The organism is Nocardioides ginsengisegetis (genome assembly GCF_014138045.1).
GTDB lineage: Bacteria > Actinomycetota > Actinomycetes > Propionibacteriales > Nocardioidaceae > Nocardioides > Nocardioides ginsengisegetis.
Genome location: NZ_JACGXA010000001.1, coordinates 3,010,698 through 3,032,202, shown reverse-complemented (window position 1 = coordinate 3,032,202; position 21,505 = coordinate 3,010,698). Strand labels below are relative to the sequence as shown.

At 72.8% G+C, this 21,505-nt stretch carries 23 protein-coding genes and 1 tRNA gene; 20 read left to right on the top strand and 4 right to left on the bottom strand.

What is annotated here, in order from left to right; translation table 11 throughout:
• Window positions 1–28: 28 nt before the first annotated feature.
• Entirely contained in the window at window positions 29–712 is a 684-nt protein-coding gene (locus tag FB382_RS14635; protein WP_182540270.1) for a hypothetical protein, read from the bottom strand.
• A gap of 239 nt (window positions 713–951) precedes the next feature.
• On the opposite strand from FB382_RS14635, the gene mfd reads away from it, so the two are divergent.
• From mfd to FB382_RS14560, 15 genes are all read left to right on the top strand, one after another.
• Entirely contained in the window at window positions 952–4,572 is a 3,621-nt protein-coding gene (gene mfd, locus FB382_RS14630) for a transcription-repair coupling factor (protein ID WP_182540268.1), read from the top strand.
• Window positions 4,573–4,588: 16 nt separating this feature from the next.
• On the top strand, window positions 4,589–5,284 hold the full coding sequence (locus tag FB382_RS14625) for a hypothetical protein (protein ID WP_182540266.1): 696 nt from the start codon (window positions 4,589–4,591) through the stop codon (window positions 5,282–5,284).
• Window positions 5,285–5,294: 10 nt separating this feature from the next.
• A complete protein-coding gene (locus tag FB382_RS14620; RefSeq protein ID WP_343055619.1) occupies window positions 5,295–5,954 on the top strand; it encodes a MazG nucleotide pyrophosphohydrolase domain-containing protein in 660 nt (219 codons plus the stop codon).
• A 97-nt stretch (window positions 5,955–6,051) separates the two neighbouring features.
• A complete protein-coding gene (eno, locus tag FB382_RS14615) occupies window positions 6,052–7,344 on the top strand; it encodes a phosphopyruvate hydratase (protein ID WP_182540264.1) in 1,293 nt (430 codons plus the stop codon).
• 18 nt (window positions 7,345–7,362) lie between these two features.
• Window positions 7,363–7,923, top strand: coding sequence for an FtsB family cell division protein (locus tag FB382_RS14610; protein WP_343055618.1), 561 nt, complete (start codon window positions 7,363–7,365; stop codon window positions 7,921–7,923).
• Between the two features lie 7 nt (window positions 7,924–7,930).
• Window positions 7,931–8,443, top strand: a complete 513-nt coding sequence (locus tag FB382_RS14605) for a DUF501 domain-containing protein (protein ID WP_182540262.1) — start codon at window positions 7,931–7,933, stop codon at window positions 8,441–8,443.
• The gene (locus FB382_RS14600; protein WP_343055617.1) at window positions 8,436–9,371 is read left to right on the top strand and encodes a Ppx/GppA phosphatase family protein; all 936 of its coding nucleotides are present in this window, start codon (window positions 8,436–8,438) and stop codon (window positions 9,369–9,371) included. The genes FB382_RS14605 and FB382_RS14600 overlap by 8 nt, the downstream gene beginning before the upstream one ends.
• Window positions 9,372–9,417: 46 nt before the next feature.
• The gene (locus FB382_RS14595) at window positions 9,418–9,822 is read left to right on the top strand and encodes a phage holin family protein (protein WP_182540260.1); all 405 of its coding nucleotides are present in this window, start codon (window positions 9,418–9,420) and stop codon (window positions 9,820–9,822) included.
• Complete coding sequence (locus tag FB382_RS14590; RefSeq protein WP_182540258.1) at window positions 9,819–10,031, top strand: DUF3618 domain-containing protein; 213 nt, start codon at window positions 9,819–9,821, stop codon at window positions 10,029–10,031. The genes FB382_RS14595 and FB382_RS14590 overlap by 4 nt, the downstream gene beginning before the upstream one ends.
• 22 nt (window positions 10,032–10,053) lie before the next feature.
• Window positions 10,054–10,320, top strand: coding sequence for a hypothetical protein (locus FB382_RS14585; protein ID WP_182540256.1), 267 nt, complete (start codon window positions 10,054–10,056; stop codon window positions 10,318–10,320).
• 21 nt (window positions 10,321–10,341) lie between these two features.
• On the top strand, window positions 10,342–11,238 hold the full coding sequence (locus tag FB382_RS14580) for a uracil-DNA glycosylase family protein (protein WP_182540254.1): 897 nt from the start codon (window positions 10,342–10,344) through the stop codon (window positions 11,236–11,238).
• Window positions 11,235–11,759, top strand: a complete 525-nt coding sequence (locus FB382_RS14575; protein WP_182540252.1) for an ACT domain-containing protein — start codon at window positions 11,235–11,237, stop codon at window positions 11,757–11,759. Before FB382_RS14580 ends, FB382_RS14575 begins: the two co-directional genes overlap by 4 nt.
• Complete coding sequence (gene def / locus FB382_RS14570; RefSeq protein WP_182540250.1) at window positions 11,756–12,304, top strand: peptide deformylase; 549 nt, start codon at window positions 11,756–11,758, stop codon at window positions 12,302–12,304. Before FB382_RS14575 ends, def begins: the two co-directional genes overlap by 4 nt.
• A gap of 55 nt (window positions 12,305–12,359) precedes the next feature.
• Window positions 12,360–12,433, top strand: a tRNA-Leu gene (locus tag FB382_RS14565).
• 144 nt (window positions 12,434–12,577) lie between these two features.
• Window positions 12,578–13,453, top strand: coding sequence for a Bax inhibitor-1/YccA family protein (locus FB382_RS14560; protein WP_182540248.1), 876 nt, complete (start codon window positions 12,578–12,580; stop codon window positions 13,451–13,453).
• 42 nt (window positions 13,454–13,495) lie between these two features.
• Here the strand turns inward: FB382_RS14560 and FB382_RS14555 are convergent, their stop codons facing one another.
• Window positions 13,496–14,542, bottom strand: coding sequence for a GDSL-type esterase/lipase family protein (locus tag FB382_RS14555; protein ID WP_182540246.1), 1,047 nt, complete (start codon window positions 14,540–14,542; stop codon window positions 13,496–13,498).
• Between the two features lie 73 nt (window positions 14,543–14,615).
• On the opposite strand from FB382_RS14555, the gene FB382_RS14550 reads away from it, so the two are divergent.
• The 5 genes from FB382_RS14550 to FB382_RS14530 all read left to right on the top strand — a co-directional run bounded on the left by FB382_RS14550 (window position 14,616) and on the right by FB382_RS14530 (window position 19,294).
• Window positions 14,616–16,037, top strand: coding sequence for a cystathionine beta-synthase (locus FB382_RS14550; protein ID WP_182540244.1), 1,422 nt, complete (start codon window positions 14,616–14,618; stop codon window positions 16,035–16,037).
• A 156-nt stretch (window positions 16,038–16,193) separates the two neighbouring features.
• The gene (locus FB382_RS22925; protein WP_182540242.1) at window positions 16,194–16,928 is read left to right on the top strand and encodes a DUF559 domain-containing protein; all 735 of its coding nucleotides are present in this window, start codon (window positions 16,194–16,196) and stop codon (window positions 16,926–16,928) included.
• A gap of 63 nt (window positions 16,929–16,991) precedes the next feature.
• The gene (locus FB382_RS14540; protein WP_182540240.1) at window positions 16,992–17,429 is read left to right on the top strand and encodes a Zn-ribbon domain-containing OB-fold protein; all 438 of its coding nucleotides are present in this window, start codon (window positions 16,992–16,994) and stop codon (window positions 17,427–17,429) included.
• Window positions 17,426–18,610 carry a lipid-transfer protein gene (locus tag FB382_RS14535; protein WP_182540238.1) on the top strand — a complete coding sequence of 395 codons (1,185 nt, stop codon included), beginning with the start codon at window positions 17,426–17,428 and terminating at the stop codon, window positions 18,608–18,610. The genes FB382_RS14540 and FB382_RS14535 overlap by 4 nt, the downstream gene beginning before the upstream one ends.
• 33 nt (window positions 18,611–18,643) lie before the next feature.
• Window positions 18,644–19,294, top strand: coding sequence for a response regulator (locus FB382_RS14530; RefSeq protein WP_182540236.1), 651 nt, complete (start codon window positions 18,644–18,646; stop codon window positions 19,292–19,294).
• A 42-nt stretch (window positions 19,295–19,336) separates the two neighbouring features.
• Here FB382_RS14530 and FB382_RS14525 read toward each other — a convergent pair whose 3' ends face one another.
• Both FB382_RS14525 and FB382_RS14520 read right to left on the bottom strand, forming a co-directional pair.
• Window positions 19,337–20,908, bottom strand: a complete 1,572-nt coding sequence (locus FB382_RS14525; protein ID WP_182540234.1) for a GAF domain-containing protein — start codon at window positions 20,906–20,908, stop codon at window positions 19,337–19,339.
• A gap of 69 nt (window positions 20,909–20,977) precedes the next feature.
• Entirely contained in the window at window positions 20,978–21,418 is a 441-nt protein-coding gene (locus FB382_RS14520) for a pyridoxamine 5'-phosphate oxidase family protein (RefSeq protein WP_182540232.1), read from the bottom strand.
• Window positions 21,419–21,505: the final 87 nt, after the last annotated feature.

The window sequence follows — 21,505 nt, the reverse complement described above, 5'->3', positions numbered from 1 at the left end:
CGGTCGCGCACGGACACGTACACGATCGTCAGGTCCTTCGGTCGGACAGGAGGGCGAAGACGGAGTACGTCGTCTCCCGTGCGCCTCCTGGCCGAGTCACGGTCACGGTGGCCGAGGAGCGGCCGAGGTGGAACGCCGCGGCCTCCGAGCCCGCGACCGCGCGGGTGGTGACCTCGTGGAGGCCGAGCCGCGCGAGGTGGATCCGCCACCAGCGCAGCACCGCCGAGGGGCGGCGCGACGTGCTGGCGGTCAGGGCCACCTGCAGCACGCCGTCCGACGGCGACACGCTGCTGCTGGTGATGTGCGAGCCCGGCATCGCGTGCCGGAGCAGCTGCCGGAGCGTCATCGTCGGTCGGCCGGTGCGCGGCAGTCGCGACGTCAGGGTGTCGTCGGTCGGCCCGGTCTCACGCCGCTCCGCGCCGGGGCTCTGGCCGGTCGGGGACGCCGGTGTCCCGGCCGGTGCCGGTGCTGTGCTCGTGCCCGGACTCGTTCCCGCCTCCCGGTGCCGCGCCGGCTGCCCGGCCTTGGCTCCGGACTCGACCGCCGCGCGCTCGGGACGCACGGCGGCCGAGCGCCCGGGGGTCTGGTCGTGGGCGGGCCGGGCGGGGCTCGCCGACAGGATCGTGGGCGCTGTCAGGGCCACCAGCAGGACGGCGAGCGCGGCGGCTCCGGTGCCCGTCCCGGCGACGACGAGGAAGCGCGTCACGGGCATCAGCTCTCGGTGAGTGGGGGACTGATCGCGGTCGTCGCGTGCCTCCGGTCTACAACGCCAAGTTAGGCAGCGGCCGGGGTGCCCCGACCGGCTACCGGAGGCGAATACCCAAGACAGGTGAGCGCCTCGACCGGGCCCGTCGGCGGGGCTTCGTACACTGGTCGGACACCCCCTGTCCGGACGGACCGGGGGCGCTCGTGTTGCCCCCCAAGCCGCACCCGGACCACCCAGGAGCACCCGTGCACCTCTCCGGCCTCGCCGATGCCGTCCTGACCGACCCCACGCTCGCCCAGGCGGTCGAGGACGCCCGCGGTGGCGCCGTACGTGCCCTGGACCTGACGGGCCCCGAGGCCCTCCGGCCGTTCGTCGTCGCGGGCCTGGTCCGGGCGGGTCGCACCGTCCTGGCGGTGACGGCGACCGCCCGGGAGGCGGAGGACCTGGTCAGCTCGCTGGGCGACCTGCTCGACCCGGCCGAGGTCGCCTACTACCCCAGCTGGGAGACGCTGCCGCACGAGCGGCTCAGCCCGCGCTCGGACACGGTCGGCCGACGGCTCGCGGTGCTGCGCCGGCTCTGCCACCCCGGCACCGACGCCAGCAACGGCCCGCTGAAGGTCGTCGTCGCCCCCGTCCGCTCCGTGCTCCAGCCGCAGGTCAAGGGCCTGGGCGACCTGGCGCCCGTCGAGCTGTCGCCGGGCGACACGGCCCCCCTCGACGACGTCGTACGCCGCCTCGCCGATGCGGCCTACACCCGCGTCGACCTGGTGGAGAAGCGCGGCGAGTTCGCCGTGCGCGGCGGCATCGTCGACGTCTTCCCGCCGACCGAGGAGCACCCGCTCCGGGTCGAGATGTGGGGCGACGACGTCGAGGAGATCCGCACCTTCTCGGTGGCCGACCAGCGCACGCTGGAGAAGGTCGAGCGGCTGTGGGCGCCGCCGTGCCGCGAGCTGCTGCTCACCGACGACGTGCGCCGCCGGGCCTGGGAGCTGGGCGAGGCCCACCCGCAGCTGCTGGAGCTCACCGACAAGATCTCGCAGGGCATCGCGGTCGAGGGCATGGAGTCGCTCGCGCCGGTCCTCGTCGACGAGATGGAGCTGCTCGTCGACCTGATGCCCGCCGAGACCCACGTGCTGGTGCTCGACCCCGAGCGGGCGCGCAGCCGGGCCCACGACCTGGTCGCGACGAGCGAGGAGTTCCTCGGCGCGAGCTGGGCCGCGGCCGCCGGTGGCGGGACCGCCCCGATCGACCTCGGCGCCGCGTCCTACCGCTCCATCGGCGACGTGCGCGAGCACTCCCTCGACCAGCACAAGCCGTGGTGGACGATGAGCCCGTTCGGGCTCGACGAGGTCTCGACCACCGAGACCGGGCCGCTGCGCGATTCGCTCGGCGAGGTCGTGAGCGTCGACGTCGACGTGCTGGTGGGCGCGGTGGCCAGCCGCGCGCTCTCCGCGAAGCCTGCCGAGGCCTACCGCGGCGACGTCGAGCGCGCGATCGGGGACATCGCCGGCTGGGTCAGGGACGGCTACCGCGTCGCGGTGGTCCACCCGGGTCACGGGCCGGCCCAGCGGCTGGTCGAGGCGCTGGGCGAGCGCGACGTCGCGGCCCGGCTGGTCGACGACGTCGGGGGCGAGCTGCCGACGGGCCTGGTCACGGTCACCTGCGGCGCGATGGTGCACGGGTTCGTCGACGAGGAGCGGCGGCTCGCCGTCCTGACCGGCGAGGACATCTCGGGCCAGAAGTCCTCCACCCGCGACATGCGGAAGATGCCGGCCCGACGCAAGAAGCAGATCGACCCGCTCGAGCTCAAGGGCGGCGACTTCGTCGTCCACGAGCAGCACGGTGTCGGTCGCTTCGTGGAGATGAAGCAGCGCGAGGTGGGCGGCGCGACCCGCGAGTACCTCGTCCTCGAGTACGGCGCCTCCAAGCGTGGCGGCCCGCCCGACCGGCTCTACGTCCCGGCCGACGCCCTCGACCAGGTCACGCGCTACGTCGGAGGGGAGTCGCCCTCGCTCGACCGGCTCGGCGGCGGTGACTGGACCAAGCGCAAGAACAAGGCCCGCAAGGCGGTCCGCGAGATCGCGGCCGAGCTGATCAAGCTGTACGCCGCCCGCGCCGCGACGAAGGGCCACGCCTTCGGACCGGACACCCCGTGGCAGCGCGAGCTCGAGGACGCGTTCCCCTTCCACGAGACCCCCGACCAGCTCACCACGGTCGACGAGGTCAAGGGCGACATGATGCGCACCATGCCGATGGACCGGCTGGTCTGCGGCGACGTGGGCTACGGCAAGACCGAGATCGCCGTCCGCGCGGCCTTCAAGGCCGTCCAGGACGGCAAGCAGGTGGTCGTCCTCGTGCCCACCACCCTGCTGGTCACCCAGCACCTCTCGACGTTCACCGAGCGGATGAGCGGGTTCCCGGTCAACCTCAGGGGGCTGAGCCGCTTCCAGACCGACAAGGAGGCGAAGGAGGTCATCGCCGGCCTCGCCGACGGCACCGTCGACGTCGTGGTGGGCACGCACCGGCTGCTCAACCCGGACATCCGGATGAAGGACCTCGGCCTGATCATCGTCGACGAGGAGCAGCGCTTCGGCGTCGAGCACAAGGAGCAGATGAAGCGGCTCCGCACCTCCGTCGACGTGCTGTCGATGTCGGCGACGCCGATCCCGCGCACGCTCGAGATGGCGATCACCGGGATCCGCGAGATGTCCACGATCACGACCCCGCCGGAGGAGCGACACCCGGTCCTGACCTACGTCGGCGCCTACGAGGACCGCCAGGTCATCGCGGCGATCCGCCGCGAGCTGCTCCGCGAGGGCCAGGTCTTCTTCATCCACAACCGCGTCCAGTCGATCGAGAAGTCCGCGGCGCGGATCAAGGAGCTCGTCCCCGAGGCCCGCGTCGCCACCGCCCACGGCCAGATGGGGGAGCACCAGCTCGAGCAGGTGATGCTGGACTTCTGGGAGAAGCGCTTCGACGTCCTGGTCTGCACGACCATCGTCGAGTCCGGACTCGACGTCTCCAACGCCAACACGATGATCATCGAGCGCTCCGACACCCTCGGCCTCTCCCAGCTGCACCAGCTGCGAGGCCGGGTCGGCCGGTCCCGGGAACGGGCCTACGCCTACTTCCTCTACCCGGCCGAGAAGCCGCTGACCGAGACCGCCCACGAGCGGCTCGCCACGCTCGCCCAGCACTCCGACCTCGGCGGCGGCATGGCGATCGCCATGAAGGACCTCGAGATCCGCGGCGCCGGCAACCTGCTCGGCGGCGAGCAGTCCGGGCACATCGCCGACGTCGGCTTCGACCTCTACGTCCGGCTGGTCGGCGAGGCCGTCAACGAGTTCAAGGGGACCGACGGCCCGAGCGCGGACGACATGAGGGAGGTCCGCATCGAGCTGCCCGTCGACGCCCACCTGCCCCACGACTACATCCCCAGCGAGCGGCTGCGCCTGGAGATGTACAAGCGGCTCGCCGAGGTCCGGTCCGACGACGACGTCGACCTGATCAACGAGGAGCTGCTCGACCGCTACGGCGAGCCGCCGCAGGAGGTCTCCTCGCTGCTGCTCGTGGCCCGCTTCCGGGCCCGGGCCCGCCAGGCCGGGGTCGGGGAGGTGACGATTGCGGGCAAGAACGTCCGGTTCGCGCCGGTCAGCCTGCCCGACTCACGCGTCGTACGCCTCAACCGGATGTATCCCAGGTCGATCGTCAAGACGCAGCTCGACACGATCCTCGTGCCGCGCCCGCAGACGGCAGTGGTCGGGGGTCATCCGATCACGGGGGTGGCCCTGCTTGAATGGGCCCGCGGTGTGATCGACGCCATCATCGATCCGCCCACGGACCAGCCCCCGAGCAAGGTGCCCTGACCGAGGAGAAGTCGTCGTGAGCAAGACCCGCCAGATCGTCCTGGCTGCTGTGTCGCTGGTGTTCGTGGGCACGACGTCCGGGTGCGGCGTCGCCGGCACCAGCTTCCACCCCGGCATCGCCGCCCAGGTGGGGGACGAGACCGTGACCGTGGCCGACGTGGACACGACGGCGAGCAACTACTGCTCCGCGATCGAGAGCCAGCTGGCGCAGAGCAAGCAGGTGCTCCCGCAGCACTTCCTGCGCGGCGGCGTCGCCGGGCTGCTGGCCACGGTGGCCGCGGCGAAGCAGATCGCCGAGCAGTACGGCGTCGAGGCCGGCGAGCAGTACGACCAGAAGGTCGCCAGCCTCCAGGCCGCCGTCAGCACCCTCCCGGAGGAGCAGCAGGACGCCGTGATCGCGGTGGAGTCGGCCGGCACCTACATCGACGCCATCCAGGAGGCGATCGGCGACCAGCAGGCCGCCCAGGAGGGCAAGCACTACTCCACCGCCAAGGCCGACCAGGTCGGCACCCAGGCGTTCGTGGAGTGGATGGACGCCCACGACGTGCAGATCGACCCGCAGTTCGGCATGGAGATCAAGGACGGCCAGGCCGTCCAGGCCGACACCAGCATCTCCTTCGCCGTGGGCGACTCCGCCAAGAACGGCCAGGCCGAGCAGCCCGACCAGACCTACGCCGCCGGGCTGCCCGACGCCCACCGCTGCGGCGGCTGAGCAGGCTCGCGTGCCCGCGCCGGTGCCCGCCTCGGGGGAACCCCTGCTGGAGTTCCTCGAGGTGATGCGCCGGCTGCGCGCCGAGTGCGCCTGGAAGCGCGAGCAGACCCACCGCTCGCTGGCGCGCTACCTGCTCGAGGAGACCCACGAGACCCTCGACGCGATCGACGCCGGCGCCGCGTCGGGTGACTGGGCGCACCTCGAGGAGGAGCTCGGCGACCTGCTGCTGCAGGTCTACTTCCACGCCGTCATCGGCGAGGAGTCCGGTGCCTTCACGATCGACGACGTGGCGCGCGGGATCACCGAGAAGATGCGGCGCCGCAACCCGCACGTCTTCGGCGACGCTGCCGATCGGGGGGCCGCCGCCGCCATGGACGCCGCCGACGTCAACGACGCGTGGCAGGCCGTCAAGGCGGCCGAGAAGCCCGGCGCCGCCCTCACCGACGGGATCTCGCCCACGCTGCCCGCCCTGCTCTACGCCGACAAGGTGCTCGACCGCCTGGAGCGTCGCGCCCCGCAATCGGTGGCTGAGGAGGTTGCGCAGCAACCGTCTCGAAGCCGCGATCTGGGCGACCGGCTCCTCGCGCTCGTGGCCGAGGCGCGGACGACCGGCACCGACCCGGAGCAGGCGCTGCGCGACGCCGTACGCCGGTTACTGCCCAGTCCGTGAGCCTGCTCCTGGGGCCCGGCGCCGGCGCGAGACCTCGGGGCTAGGCTGAGGCCCGCCCAGAGCACCCCTGGGCGCACCCTCGACCCAGGAGCACACCGTGGCATCCATCGAAGCTGTCGGCGCCCGCGAGATCCTCGACTCGCGCGGCAACCCCACTGTCGAGGTCGAGGTGCTCCTCGACGACGGCGCGTTCGCGCGCGCCATGGTCCCCAGCGGCGCCTCCACCGGCGCCTTCGAGGCGGTCGAGCTGCGTGACGGCGGCGACCGCTACCTCGGCAAGGGCGTCCAGAAGGCCGTCGAGGGCGTCATCACGACGATCGCCCCGGCCGTCGAGGGCCTCGCCGCCGACGACCAGCGCCTCATCGACCAGACGATGCTCGAGCTGGACGGCACGCCCAACAAGGCCAACCTCGGCGCCAACGCGATCCTCGGCGTCTCGCTCGCCGTCGCCCGGGCCGCCGCCGACTCGGCCGGCCTGCCGCTCTACCGCTACGTCGGTGGCCCCAACGCCCACCTGCTGCCGGTGCCGATGATGAACATCCTCAACGGCGGCTCGCACGCCGACTCCAACGTGGACATCCAGGAGTTCATGATCGCGCCGATCGGCGCCCCCACCTTCCGCGAGGCGCTGCGCCAGGGCGCGGAGGTCTACCACGCGCTCAAGTCGGTGCTGAAGAAGAAGGGCCTCTCCACGGGTCTCGGCGACGAGGGCGGCTTCGCGCCCAACCTCGACTCCAACCGGGCCGCGCTCGACCTGATCGCCGAGGCCGTGCAGGCGGCCGGGCTGACCCTGGGCCGCGACATCGCGCTGGCCATGGACGTCGCCGCCTCCGAGTTCTGCACAGCGTCTGATTCTGGGGCGGGCTCCTACGCCTTCGAGGGTGGCTCGAAGTCCGCCGACGAGATGACGGCCTACTACGCCGACCTCGTCGCGTCCTACCCCATCGTCTCCATCGAGGACCCGCTCGACGAGGACGACTGGGACGGCTGGAAGGCCATCACCGACCAGCTCGGCACCAAGACCCAGATCGTCGGCGACGACCTCTTCGTCACCAACGTGGAGCGGTTGCAGCGCGGCATCTCCGGCGGCCAGGCCAACGCGCTGCTGGTGAAGGTCAACCAGATCGGCTCGCTGACCGAGACCCTCGACTCCGTCGAGCTCGCGCACCGCAACGGCTACCGCTGCATGATGAGCCACCGCTCGGGCGAGACCGAGGACACCACGATCGCCGACCTCGCGGTCGCGACGAACTGCGGCCAGATCAAGACCGGCGCGCCGGCCCGGTCCGACCGCGTGGCGAAGTACAACCAGCTCCTGCGCATCGAGGACGAGCTCGGCGACGCGGCGCGCTACGCCGGTGCGAGCGCCTTCCCGCGTTATCAGTCCTGATCGGGGGAGACTTCTCCCGTGGCGGAACAGCGACGGACGAGCCGGGGTGGACCCGGCGGCAGCAGGCGACCGGGCCAGCGGGGCAACCCGCGGGCCCGGGCCGCTGTCGCACCCACCCCGGGCAGCACCGGCCCGGAGGGCCGTCGGCCGCGGCTGACCGGCCGGGCCGCGATCCTCGTGCTGGTGCTCGCGGTCCTGACCGTCTCCTACGCCTCCTCGATGCGGGCCTACGTCCAGCAGCGCTCGCACATCCAGGACCTCAAGGCGCAGATCGCCCAGCGGGAGTCGAGCATCGACGCGCTCGAGCGGGAGAAGCGCCGCTGGCACGACCCGGCCTACGTCCAGGCGCAGGCGCGCGAGCGCTTCGGCTACCTGATGCCCGGCGAGACGTCGTACGTCGTCCTCGGCGCCGACGGCAAGCCGCTGGAGAGCCAGACCTCGCTCACCGACCCCGCGACCGTCGACCGCAAGGCCCCCACCGCCTGGTGGACCCAGGAGTGGAACTCCGTCACGCTCGCCGGTGTCCCGCCCAAGCCGCAAGCACCGCCGGTCTTCGAGATCGACGGCACGAAGGAGTGAACCACCAGTGATCGACCCGGCCGACGAAGCGGCGATCGCCGCCCAGCTGGGCCGGGAGCCGCGAGCCATCCACGAGGTCGGGCACCGCTGTCCCTGCGGCAACCCCGACGTGGTCACCACCGAGCCGCGCCTCCCCAACGGCACGCCGTTCCCCACGACGTACTACCTGACCTGTCCGCGCGCCGCGTCGCGCATCGGCACCCTCGAGGGTGGCGGGGTGATGAAGGAGATGCAGGACCGGCTCGGGACCGACCCGGAGCTCGCGGCGGCCTACCGCGCGGCCCACGAGCGCTACCTCGAGGCGCGCGCTGCGATTGCCTCCGAGGCGGGTCTGGAGGTGCCGGAGATCGAGGGCATCTCCGCCGGCGGCATGCCCGACCGCGTGAAGTGCCTGCACGTCCTCGCCGGCCAGTCGCTGGCCCAGGGCCCGGGGGTCAACCCGCTCGGCGACGAGGTGCTCGAGGCGCTCGGCGACTGGTGGTCCTCGGGCCCTTGCGTGAGCCCGGAGATCGGTGGCTGAGGAGGGCGCCCAGCGCCCGTCTCGAAGCCCCCTGGCCGCGATCGACTGCGGCACCAACACCATCAAGCTGCTGATCGGCACGCTGCCCGACGTCGCCGTGCGCGAGTCGCGGATGGTGCGGCTGGGCCAGGGCGTCGACAAGACGGGCCGGCTCGCCGACGAGGCGCTGGCGCGGACCTTCGCGGCGATCGACGAGTACGCCGTCCTGATCGCCGCGCACGGCGTCCCGGCTTCGCGCGTGCGCTTCTGCGCCACGTCGGCGACCCGCGACTCGGCCAACGCGTCGGTGTTCGCCGAGAGTGTGCACGCCCGGCTGGGGGTGTGGCCCGAGGTGCTGCCCGGGGCGGAGGAGGCCGCGCTGTCGTTCGACGGGGCCGTGCGCAACCTGGCCTCGCCGCCCGCTGCTCCCGTGCTCGTCGTCGACATCGGCGGCGGGTCGACCGAGCTGATCCTCGGGTCGTCCTCGCCCTCCGCAGCCCACTCCATGGACATCGGGTCGGTGCGGCTGCACGAGCGGCACCTCCACTCCGACCCGCCGACGGCGGCCGAGGTCGCGGCCTGCGTCGCCGACATCGACGCCCACCTCGACGCCTGCCCGGTCTCGCCCGCGGATGCCGCGACGGTCGTCGGGGTGGCCGGCACCGTGACCACGGTGGCGGCCGGCGTGCTCGACCTGCCGGCGTACGACCGCGAGGCGATCGACCAGCAGGTGCTCGCCGTCGACGACGTGCATGCGCTGGTGTCGCGGCTGGTCGCGATGACGGTCGAGGAGCGGCTGGCACTGCCGTGGATGCACCCCGGTCGCGCCGACGTGATCGACGCCGGTGCGCTGATCCTGTCCCGCGTGCTGGCGCGGGCGTCCGTGCCTGCGCTGGTCGTCTCCGAGTCCGACATCCTCGACGGGATCGCCTGGTCGCTCGTGTCGTGACGCGGGGCACCCGTTTGTCCCCGAGTCGATCGGGCACGGGCCCGACATGAGCGAACCCACGACTCATCCGTCCGACGAACCGCTCGGCGCCCTCGTGCACCGACTCTCCGAGCAGGTCCCCGAGCTGGTCCGCAGCGAGCTCCGGCTGGCCCAGGCCGAGCTGGCCCAGAAGGGCAGGAAGGCCGGGATCGGCGTCGGCATGTTCACCGGCGCCGGACTGCTGGCCTTCTTCGGCGTGGCCACCCTGGTCGCCACCGCCGTCATCGCGCTCGCGCTGGTGCTGCCGCTGTGGGCGAGCGGTCTGATCGTGGCCGGCGTCCTCCTGGTCGCCGCACTGGGTGCCGCCCTGGCGGGAAGGAACGAGGTCGCGGCGGCGACCCCGCCGGCCCCCGAACGCGCCATCGCCGGGGTCCGTGAGGACGTCTCGGTCATCAAGGGAGGCCGCGCATGAACGGACAGACCCCCGAGCAGATCGAGGCGGAGATCGCGCAGCAGCGCGAGGAGCTCGCCGCCACCGTGAGCGAGCTGCACGCCCGCCTGGACGTGAAGTCCCGGGCCGGAGCAGCCCTGAAGGACCCGAAGAACCGGCCGGTCCTGGCCGCCGGGGCCGCCGCACTCATCGGCGCCGTCGGCCTGGTCATCTGGCGCCGGACCCACTGACCCACTCACGAAGGAGACCACCATGAAGAAGCTGCCCCTCCTGCTGGCCGCCAGCGCCGGCTACGTCCTCGGAACCCGCGCCGGACGTCAGCGCTACGAGCAGATCGCCGCGGGTGCACGCCGCGTCGCCCGCGACCCGCGCGTCCGGTCGGTTGCCCACCAGGCGCAGGACGCGGTGGCCGCCCAGGCCGCCGCCGTCGCCGACGTGGCGAAGGAGAAGGCGTCGGGGGCCGCCTCGGCCGCGGCCGACAAGGTCCGCCGCGAGGCGTCCGTCTCGCCGACCCCCTGACCGGTCCGGCACGATGACCGGGTGACCGAGCTGCCGCACCCGCTGACGGGCTGGCCGTTCGCCTCCCCGGTGCCGCCCGGCACCGGCTGGCCCGGCGACCCGGCGTCGCCCGCCACCCCCGTCGCCCGCACCCCCGCCCAGGTGCGGAGCCGGGCACGCCGTTTGGTCCCCAACGGCATGAATTCGGCCCCGGAACATGCCGTTGGTGACCAAACGGCAGTCCCGTTGGCCGATCTGGAGGCCCAGGTGAGCGTCTGCCGGGCCTGCCCGCGGCTGGTGGCGTGGCGCGAGGAGGTGGCCACCGACAAGCGGGCGTCGTACGCCGACCAGCCCTACTGGGGCCGCCCGATCGCGGGATGGGGATCCGCCACGCCACGGGTGCTCGTCGTCGGCCTGGCGCCGGCGGCGCACGGCGGCAACCGGACGGGCCGGATCTTCACCGGCGACCGGTCGGGGGACTGGCTGTTCGCGAGCCTCCACCGAGTCGGGCTGGCGACGCAGGCGACGAGCGAGCACGCCGGCGACGGGCAGCGGCTCGTCGACGCCCGGATGGTGGCGGCCGTCCGGTGCGCGCCGCCGCTCAACAAGCCGACCACCGAGGAGCGCGACACCTGCGCTCCGTGGCTGGACGCCGAGCTGGCCCTGGTGCAGGAGCACGTCCGTGCCGTCGTGGCGCTGGGCTCGTTCGGGTGGGACGCGGCGCTGCGGGCCGTACGCCGCGCCGGCTGGGACGTCCCGACGCCCAAGCCGCGGTTCGGCCACGGCGCCGAGGCGCACCTGCGCGTGAGGGGGAGGGACGTGCTGCTGCTCGGCAGCTACCACCCCAGCCAGCAGAACACCTTCACGGGCAAGCTCACCGAGCCGATGCTGGACGACGTGCTCGGCCGGGCGGCGGCCGCTGCGAGAATGCCCGGGTGACCACGCACCTGCACGCCATCACCGTCCTCGGCCACGACCGTCCCGGCATCATCGCCGAGGCGACGGGGAGGCTGGCCGAGCTCGGCCTCAACCTCGAGGACTCCTCGATGACGCTGCTGCGCGGCCACTTCGCGATGACCCTGGTGTGCGCCGGCGACGCCGAGGGCGGCGCGATCGAGTCCGCGCTGGCCCCGCTGGTAGCCGACGGCACCCTCACCGTCACCGTCCGCGAGGTCCCTGAGGAGCACGCGGACACCACGCCCGGCAGCTCGTGGGTGCTGACCGTCCACGGCGGCGACCGGCCGGGGATCGTCTCCTCGATCGTCACCGAGGTGGCCCGGGTCGGCGGCAACATCACGGACCTGACCACCCGGCTCGCCGGCGACCTCTACCTCCTGATCGCGGAGATCGACTTCCCACCCGGGATCGACGTACCCGCCGTCGAGGCCGCCATCAAGGCCGTCGCCACCACGCTCGGCGTCGGCGCGACGCTGCGCGAGGCGGAGGCCGACGACCTGTGAACCGCGTCCTCGCGTGGTCCGTCGACGAGCTGGGCGTCGAGGGCCGGGTCCTCGACGTGGTCCGTGCCCCGGCGGCGGTGCTGTCCACCCCGGGTGACGCGGTCGACCCCGCCAGCCCCGAGACCGTCCAGCTCGCCGCCGACCTGGTCGCCACCATGCGCGTCAGCCCCGGCTGCGTCGGCCTCGCGGCACCCCAGGTCGGGGTCGGCGCGCAGCTGTTCTGCGTCGACGTGTCCGAGCACCCCAAGACGCGCACCCACCACGGGACCTTCGTGCTGTGCAACGCTGAGGTCGTGGAGGCCAGCCGCAACGAGAAGGCGCGCGAGGGGTGCATGAGCGTCCCGGACTTCACCGGCGACGTGAAGCGCGCGACCCGGATCGTGGTCCGCGGCCGGCTGCCCGGCACGGGCGAGGAGGTCACCGTGACCACCGACGCCTTCGAGGCCAAGGCGCTGCAGCACGAGATGGACCACTGCCAGGGGCTGCTCTTCCTCGACCGCGCGGCCGGGGCGCACGCGATCCACGCGCGCAAGACCTACTTATGACCGGACGTCGTACGACGCGGTCGCCCCGGCGACCACTCCGTATGGCGTCCCACCCGCCCCCGTATCCCAATCGGCAGAGGAAGTCGCCTTAAAAGCGATCGAGTGTGGGTTCGAGTCCCACCGGGGGCACCGCCGACGGCCACCAGGAGGCCCGCGAACCTGAGAACCTGCCAAAATCCTGCCCCGCCCGGGAACGAGGCGCCCCGACCGGGCGTTGGAACCGGTGAGCCTGCCTAGACTGGGCAGATCATCCCGGCCTCCAAGGAGAGACCAATGCAGAGCAACAACCCGGTGTTCCGCCGCTCGGAGGAGTTCAACCGCCCCGGCGCGAACGCCTACGGCAACCAGACCTACGCCGGCAACGGCCAGGCCTACCCGGGCTACGGGCAGGGCGGCTACTCCGACCCGTCCACGTGGGGCACCGGCACGCCCGGCACCCACACCCCGGTCTCCACCGGCCCGATGACGATCGACACGGTCGTCCAGAAGACCGGCCTCTCGCTCGGCGTCGTCATCGTGGCCGCCCTCGCGACCTGGATCATGACCCCCGCCATCACGACGGCCACCACCGCCGCCGACCTCAGCGGTCTCTACACCGCCGTGACGATCGGTGCCCTCGGCGCCTTCGTCCTGTCGATGGTCAACTCGTTCAAGCGCGTCATCAGCCCCGCCCTGGTGCTGGCGTTCTGCGCCCTCGAGGGTGTCGCCCTCGGCGGCCTCAGCAAGGTCTTCGACGCCCAGTTCGGCGGCAACGTCGTCTCCGGCGCCGTGATCGGCACCTTCGCCGCGTTTGCCGGCACGCTCGCGGCGTACAAGGTCTTCGACATCAAGGTCGGCAACAAGTTCCGCATGTTCGTGATGGCCGCCGTCTTCGGCATGGTCGGCCTCTCGCTCATGGAGATGGTGCTCGGCTTCTTCGGCGCCCAGCTCGGCCTCTTCGGCTTCGGCGGCCTCGGCCTGCTGACCGCGATCGCCGGCCTGGTGCTCGGTGTCTTCATGCTCGTCATGGACTTCGACTTCGTCGAGCAGGGCATCCGCAACGGCATCCCGGAGCGCGAGTCGTGGCGTGCCGCGTTCGCGATGACGGTCAGCCTGGTCTGGATCTACACCAACCTGCTGCGCCTGCTCGCGATCTTCAGCGACAACTGATCGACGCACACAGGGCCCCGGGCAGTCGCCCGGGGCCCTGTGTCATGCCTGGACCGAGGTGTCGTCGGCCTGCACGTCGTCGTGCGGATCCTCGGCGTCCGGCGCGGAGCCCTCGGTGTGCGGGTGCCGGCGGCGGTGCCGCAGCTCCACCCACATGCCGCGTACGCCGCGGCGCGCACCGGCCACCTCGGTGCCGTCCAGCTCGGTGCCGGGGTTGCGGACGGCCTGGATCGCGGCGGCCACGACCGGCATGATCCCCTCGCCGCGGAACGCCTCGGGCCGCACCTCGTCCTCGGCGATCACGCCGAGCGCGGCCAGCGACGAGGGCAGCAGGACGGCGACGAGCGAGCGGTATCCCTCGGCGGACGGGTGGAACTGGTCGGGCCCGAACAGCAGGGCCGGGGCGGCGTCGAACTCCGGGCCGAGGATCGAGCCGACCGACACGGTCCGGCCGCCCTGCTCGACGACCGCGATCGTCTGCGCCGCGGCCAGCCGGCGCGACCAGGCGCGGGCGACCTGCTTGAGCGGGGGAGCGATCGGCTTGATGGTGCCGAGGTCCGGGCAGGTGCCGACCAGCACCGCGACACCCGCCTCGCGCAGGCGGCGTACGCCCTCGGCCAGCTGGCGCACCGACTGGGAGGGCAGGACCTGGTGGGTGACGTCGTTGGCCCCGATGAGGATCACCGCGAGGTCCGGCTCGATGGGCAGGGTGCGGTCGATCTGGGCGGCGAGGTCGGCCGAGCGGGCGCCGACCACCGCGAACTCGCGCAGGTAGACCCGCCGGTCGGCGCGCTCCGCGATCGAGCTCGCCAGCAGCGAGCCCGGCGTGTCCTCGACCCGGTCGACGCCGTAGCCGGCCGCGCTGGAGTCGCCCAGCAGCGCCACCTTGATGGCCGGGCCGGGGCGGCCGCGGCCGTACCATCCGGTCGCGTCCGGGGGCGGGTCCGCGCGCAGCTCCCCGATGGTCTTGCGGGCGAGCCTGGCCTCGGCGGTCAGGACGGCGTACAGGCTTCCGCCCAGCAGTGAGAGTCCGCCGCCGCCATAGGCGGCAGCGGACGCGAGCTTGCGGGCTGCTCCGGCTTTCCCCACACGCTCACTCTACGGATGCGGGGCGCGCCGCGAGGTTTGCGGGGTTGGTGGTCGGGAGTCATAGATTGGCGGGGTGCAGTACGTGAACTCACTCCTCGACCTCATCGGCAACACCCCGCTGCTGAGGCTGTCCCGGTCCCTCTCCACCCCCGACGGACCCTCCTTCGACGACTCGGCCGAGGGCCACGGGCCGCTGCTGCTGGCCAAGGTCGAGTACCTCAACCCCGGCGGCTCCGTGAAGGACCGCATCGCCGAGCGCATGATCGAGGCCGCCGAGGCCTCCGGCGAGCTCCAGCCCGGCGGCACGATCGTCGAGCCGACCTCCGGCAACACCGGTGTCGGGCTCGCGATGGTCGCCCAGGCCAAGGGCTACAAGTGCATCTTCGTGTGCCCCGACAAGGTCTCCGAGGACAAGCGCAACGTCCTCAAGGCCTACGGCGCCGAGGTCGTGGTCTGCCCGACCGCCGTCGCGCCCGAGCACCCGGACTCCTACTACAACGTGTCCGACCGGCTCTCCAAGCAGCCCGGCGCGTGGAAGCCCGACCAGTACTCCAACCCGCACAACCCGCGCTCCCACTACGAGACCACCGGTCCGGAGATCTGGGCGCAGACCGAGGGCAAGATCACCCACTTCGTCTGCGGCGTCGGCACCGGCGGCACCATCAGCGGCATCGGCCGCTACCTCAAGGAGCAGAACCCCGCGATCCAGGTGATCGGCGCCGACCCGGCCGGCTCGGTCTACTCCGGCGGCACCGGCCGCCCCTACCTCGTCGAGGGCGTGGGCGAGGACTTCTGGCCCACCACCTACGACAAGACCGTCGCCGACCGGATCATCGAGGTGTCCGACGCCGACTCCTTCGCCTTCACCCGGCGCCTGGCCCGCGAGGAGGCGCTGCTCGTCGGCGGCTCGTCCGGCATGGCGGCGTACGCCGCGAAGCAGCTGGCCCTGGAGCTCGCCGGCACCCCGGAGGGCAAGGACGCCGTCATCGTCGTCCTGCTGCCCGACTCCGGCCGCGGCTACCTCACCAAGGTCTTCAACGACGAGTGGCTGGCGCAGTACGGCTTCCCGGTCGACGGCGCCGAGCAGGACCCGCGCAGCGTCGGAGACGTGCTGCGTGGCAAGGACGGGCGCCTGCCCGACCTCGTCCACACGCACCCGTCGGAGACCATCGCCGAGGCCGTGCACATCCTCCAGGAGTACGGCGTCTCGCAGATGCCGGTCGTCCGCGCCGAGCCGCCGATCGTGGCGGCCGAGGTGGCCGGCTCGGTCTCCGAGCGCACCCTGCTCGACGCGCTCTTCGCCGGCACCGCCCGCCTGACCGACCCGGTCGAGGAGCACATGTCGCCGGCCCTGCCGACGATCGGCTCCACCGAGCCCGCCTCGGCGGCCGTGAAGATGCTCGAGTCGGCCGACGCCGTGCTCGTCCACGAGGACGGCAAGCCGGTCGGCGTCCTGACCCGTCAGGACCTGCTGGCCTACCTCGCCCGCGGCTAGACCTGTCGACACACCGAACCCCCGGACAGGGGGCCTCACGGCCTCCGGTCCGGGGGTTCGGTGTGTCCGGGTGCCTGTGGACGACCGGATTCGGTCAGTCCCGAGCGGGAACGCTGGCAGGCATGACGGTGGTGGAGTGGCTGCAGGAGCTGGGTGGTGTCGCGACGCGCGGCCCTGGGTGGCGTGCTGTCCGTGACCAGCGCGGCGCTCCACCACGGCTGGGCGGTGAGGTCAGTGCCGCGCCGACCGCACGTCACCGTGGCCCGTGGCCGGCGGATCCCGCCCACCCTCCAGCGCAGCGTCCACCTCCACCGGGCCGACCTCACGCCGCACCAGGTGGCGGCCGGCGTGACGGACGAGCCCACGACCCTGCTCGACTGCCTCAGGCAGCTGCCGCGCGTGGACGCGCTGTGCGTGGCGGACTCGGCCCTGCGTGCCGGTGTTGGTCGCTCGGTGCTCGACCGGATCGCCGAGGAGGCTCGCGGACCGGGATCTCCTCAGGTCCGGTGGGTGGCGGCCCGGGCGAGCCACCTCGCGGCCAACCCGTTCGAGTCGGCACTGCGCGACATCGCATTCGATGTGCCCGGTCTCTGTGTCGAGCCGCAGGTGGTGATCCGGGAGGACGGGCTGACGGTCCGTCCCGATCTGGTGGACGTGCGGTTGCGGATCGTCTGCGAGGCCGACTCGTTCGAGTGGCACGGTAAGCGCAGCGCGCTCCGGGCCGATGCCCGCAGGTACGACCTGCTGGTCGTCCGCGGGTGGGTCGTGCTGCGCTTCGCCTGGGAGGACGTGATGCACGACCCCGATTTCGTGCGCGAGGTGCTGGTCGCGGCGGTCGCCCTTGCCCAGCAACACACCGAAGTCGCCCGACGACGCCGTTCGGCTGCCTGATCGAGGACTTCGTGGTGTCGTTCGGTCGGCTAGGATGAGAACACGTTCTAGTTTGGAGGCGACATGGCCACGACGCCCGTGATCGAGGGCTGGTTCACCACTGGACCCGACCCCGCGCTGGTCGGGTCGCAGTGCACGACCTGCGGCAACGTCGCCTTCCCTCCGACCGCCCCGCAGGGCTTCTGCCGCAACCCCGCCTGCGACGGCGAGGAGTTCGAGGACGTGAAGCTGTCCCGTCACGGCACCGTCTGGTCCTACACCGACGCGCAGTACCAACCCCCGCCGCCCTACGTCGCCGCCGACCCGTTCGAGCCGTTCGCGCTGGCGGCCGTCGAGCTGCCCGAGGGGCTGGTCGTGCTCGGCCAGGTCACCGAGGGCTACGGCGTGCAGCACCTCCATGTCGGCGCCGAGGTCGAGCTGGTCGTCGAGGAGCTCGATCCCGGCCACACCATCTGGCGCTGGAAGCCCGTGGTCGAGCTCGGCGAGGAGGCCGAGCAGTGAGCGTCGCGGTCCTCGGCGTCGGCATGCACCCCTGGGGCAAGTGGGGCCGCAGCTTCGTCTCCTACGGCGTCCACGCCGCCCGCGCCGCCCTCGCCGACGCGGGCGTCCCCTGGACCGACGTCGACCTCGTGGTCGGCGGCGAGACGGTCCGCAACGGCTACGCCGGCTACGTCGCCGGTGCGACCTTCGCCCAGGCCCTGGGCTGGAACGGCGCCCGCGTCGCGACGTCGTACGCCGCGTGCGCCACCGGTGCGCAGGCGCTCGACACCGCGCGGGCCCGGATCCTGGCCGGGCTGTGCGAGGTGGCGCTGGTGGTCGGCGCGGACACCACGCCCAAGGGCTTCCTCGCCCCCAACGCCGGCGAGCGCTGGGACGACCCCGACTGGCTGCGGTTCCGGCTGCTGGGGATGACCAACCCGGCCTACTTCGCGATGTACGCCCGACGCCGGATGGACCTCCACGGCGCCACCCCCGAGGACTTCGCGCGGGTGAAGGTGAAGAACGCCCGGCACGGCCTGGCCAACCCCAACGCCCGCTACCGCAAGCAGGTCAGCGTCGAGGACGTCCTCGTCAGCGCCGTGGTCTCCGACCCGCTGCACCTGCTCGACATCTGCGCCACCTCCGACGGCGCGGCCGCGGTCGTGCTGACCAGCCTCGACTACGCCCGACGCCACGGGAGCGCGAGTCCGGTGCGCGTTGCTGCCGTCTCGACGGTGACGCCGGCCTTCCCCAACACCGTGCTCGACATGCCGATGCTCTCGACCGACTCGGCGGGCGTGGTCGGCGCCCCGGAGCGGACGTTCAAGGAGTCGATCGCGCACGCGGCGTACGAGGAGGCCGGGATCGGGCCCGAGGACGTCGGCCTGGCCGAGGTCTACGACCTGTCCACGGCCCTGGAGCTGGACTGGATGGAGGACCTCGGCCTGTGCAAGCCGGGCGAGGCCGAGGCGCTGCTGCGGGCCGGCGACACCACCATCGGCGGCCGGATCCCGGTCAACCCCTCGGGCGGGCTGGCCTGCTTCGGCGAGGCGGTCCCGGCGCAGGCGCTCGCGCAGGTCTGCGAGGTGACCTGGCAGCTGCGCGGACAGGCCGAGGGCCGTCAGGTGGAGGGCGCCCGCGTCGGCGTCACCGCCAACCAGGGACTGTTCGGCCACGGCTCGTCGGTGGTGCTGAGTGTCTGACCGCGCGTGCCCGGGTGGTGTAGAACAACGGGCATGACGATCCGTGTCTTCCTCCTCGATGACCACGAGGTCGTCCGCCAGGGCCTCCGGACGCTGCTGGAGGCGGCCGGCGACATCGAGGTCGTCGGTGAGTCCGGCTCGGCCGAGGAGGCCGCGTCCCGCATCCCCGCCCTGCACCCCCACGTCGCGGTCCTCGACGGCCGGCTCCCGGACGGGTCCGGCATCGAGGTCTGCCGGCAGGTCCGGGCGGTGGACCCGTCGATCGGTGCGCTGATCCTCACGTCGTACGACGACGACGAGGCGCTCTTCGCCGCGATCATGGCCGGTGCCGCCGGCTACGTGCTCAAGGAGATCAAGGGCTCCGACCTCGTCGGGGCGATCCGCCAGGTCGCCGCGGGCAACTCCCTCATCGACCCGGCGCTCACGGCCCGCGTGCTCGAGCGCGTCCGCAACGGGCCCTCGACCGCCCCGGAGCTCGCCCGCCTGACCGAGCAGGAGATCAAGCTGCTCGCCCTCATCGCCGAGGGCCTGACCAACCGGCAGATCGGGGAGCGGATGTTCCTGGCCGAGAAGACGGTCAAGAACTACGTCTCGAGCATCCTGGCCAAGCTCGGTCTCGAGCGCCGCACGCAGGCCGCGGTGCTCGCCGCCAAGCTCCTCGGCCCGACCGACGGCCAGGGCTGACCCAGGGCTGACCCGAGGCTGACCCCGTCCTGACCCAGGGCGTCAGCCCAGCGGGACCCGCCAGACGAACGACGTGCCGCGCGGCTCGCGGCCGGTCAGCTCCATGCTGCCGCCGAGCCCGACCGCCCGGCGCCGGGCGTTGCGCAGGCCGCTCTCGTTGCTGCCGGCGACCAGGCCGGTGCCGTCGTCGGTCACCTGCAGCCGCAGCTCGCGGTCGCCCACGTGCAGCTCGACGTCGGCGTGGTCGGCCAGCGCGTGCCGGGCCACGTTGGACAGAGCCTCACGCAGGACGGGGATCAGCTGCTCGCGCACTGCGGGCGGCACCCCCGTGTCGACCGGACCGCTCGTGCGCACCGACGGCGTGAACCCCAGCACGGGGACGTACTCCCGCACCAGCGAGCGGAGCTCGTCGCGCAGCGAGTCCGCCCGCCGGTTGGAGAGCTCGAAGATCGTGCCGCGGATGTCGCGGATCGTGAGGTCGAGGTCCTCGACCGCCTTGTCGATCCGGGCGGTCGCGTCGGGGTTGTTCGCGAGCATCGCGACCCCCTGCAGCTGCAGCCCGGTCGCGAAGAGCCGCTGGATCACCACGTCGTGGAGGTCGCGCGCGATCCGCTTGCGGTCGGAGATGACGGCGAGCTCCTGGCGGTCGGCGACGGCCTGGGCCCGGTCGACGGCCAGCCCGGCCTGGTCGGCGAACGACGCCAGCAGCTCGCGCTCGTCCGGGTCCCGCGGCGCCGCACCTGAGGCGTAGAGGGCGACGAGCACGCCGCCGTCGGTGAGGTGGGCGCGCAGCGGCATCACGATGGCGTCGTACGCCGTCAGGCTGACCTCCGCGGGGAGCGACTCGGCCTCGGGCAGGAGCCGCCCCGCGAGCTCGTCGAGCGCGGCGTCCACGCCCTCGGCGTCCTCGCGGTCGCACGCGACGGTTCGGGTCGGGCCGCCCTCGGACAGGCCGACGAGCGCCGTGGCCGGCGCGCCGGAGGCGGACCGGGCGGTCTGGGCGATCAGCTGCAGGGCGTGCCCCACCGCGATCGGGGGCTGCAGGGCGGCGGTCAGCTCGGCCGAGGCCTCCAGCCACTGGCGTCGCCGCTCGCTGAGCCCGTAGGCCCGGGCGTTCTCGATCACGAAGCCGGCGGCGCTGGCCAGCGCCTCGACCAGGAGCTCGTCCTGCTCGGTGAACGACCCGCCGCCCGCCTTCTCGGTCAGGTAGAGGTTGCCGAAGACGGTGCCGCGCACCCGCACCGGCACGCCCAGGAACGTGCCCATGGGCGGGTGGTTGGGCGGGAAGCCGAAGGACGCCGGGTGCTGGGCCAGGTCGTCGAGGCGGATCGCCTCCGGGTGGCGGATGAGCAGGCCCAGGATCCCGCGCCCGCGCGGCAGGTCGCCGATCATGGCCCGTTGCTCCTCGGTCATCCCGGTCGTCACGAACTCGACCAGCTCGTCCTGCCCGCCGATCACGCCGAGGGCGGCGTAGCGGGCGCCGGTCAGCTGCGTGGCCGACTCCACGATCCTCGTCAGGACGCGGTGCAGGTCGAGGTCGGTGGAGATGGCGACGACGGCGTCGAGGAGGGCCCGGGCGGACCCGGCGAGCTCGAGTCGGGGCTGGGTGCTCACGGGGTCAGTGTGGTGCAGGTGGCCCGGCTGCTCCACCGGACGCGCGGTCGGACCCCACTCCGACGACACTCAGACCACGCGATGGACGGGGAGGTCCTCCATCGGCTGCCAGCCCGTGCCGAGGCGGCGTCCCGACAGCTCGCTCCACCGGATCCGCAGGCACAGCGTGCGGATCCCGCTCGCCCAGGGACGGGGCGGCCACGTCTTGCGGATGCGCTCGACCTCCGCCGGGTCGGTGACGACCTCGGCCCGGCCTCGGGCCACGACGCTCCAGCCACGGTGGTACTCGTAGTCGAACTGGTCGATCTCGAAGGCCAGCATGCTGTCCCGTCCGTGCGTCCCGAGCAGGCTGTAGGGCGAGGTCAGCACGACGATCGACTCCTCGACCACCGAGTAGTTGACGGGCACGATGTGCGGGCCGGTCGGGGTGGCGAGGGCGATGCGCCCCACGACCCCCGCGCGCAGCAACGCCTCGCACTCCGACGGACTGAGCTCGAATGGGTCCTGCATCGCGCACCTCCTGGTCTGACGGTCCTTCCGAGCCTCGCCCCTGTGCCCCGTCGCGGATCAGGGTCGATGGTCCCGATCCGGAGGTCC

What these genes read in the sequence shown, in the direction of transcription:
- FB382_RS14585 (WP_182540256.1), top strand. Translation starts at nt 10,054, where the DNA reads ATGAAGAAGCTGCCCCTCCTGCTGGCCGCCAGCGCCGGCTACGTCCTC.
- FB382_RS14530 (WP_182540236.1), top strand. Translation starts at nt 18,644, where the DNA reads ATGACGATCCGTGTCTTCCTCCTCGATGACCACGAGGTCGTCCGCCAG.
- FB382_RS14520 (WP_182540232.1), bottom strand. Translation starts at nt 21,418, where the DNA reads ATGCAGGACCCATTCGAGCTCAGTCCGTCGGAGTGCGAGGCGTTGCTG.
- FB382_RS14540 (WP_182540240.1), top strand. Translation starts at nt 16,992, where the DNA reads ATGGCCACGACGCCCGTGATCGAGGGCTGGTTCACCACTGGACCCGAC.
- FB382_RS14560 (WP_182540248.1), top strand. Translation starts at nt 12,578, where the DNA reads ATGCAGAGCAACAACCCGGTGTTCCGCCGCTCGGAGGAGTTCAACCGC.
- FB382_RS14590 (WP_182540258.1), top strand. Translation starts at nt 9,819, where the DNA reads ATGAACGGACAGACCCCCGAGCAGATCGAGGCGGAGATCGCGCAGCAG.
- FB382_RS14635 (WP_182540270.1), bottom strand. Translation starts at nt 712, where the DNA reads ATGCCCGTGACGCGCTTCCTCGTCGTCGCCGGGACGGGCACCGGAGCC.
- FB382_RS14595 (WP_182540260.1), top strand. Translation starts at nt 9,418, where the DNA reads ATGAGCGAACCCACGACTCATCCGTCCGACGAACCGCTCGGCGCCCTC.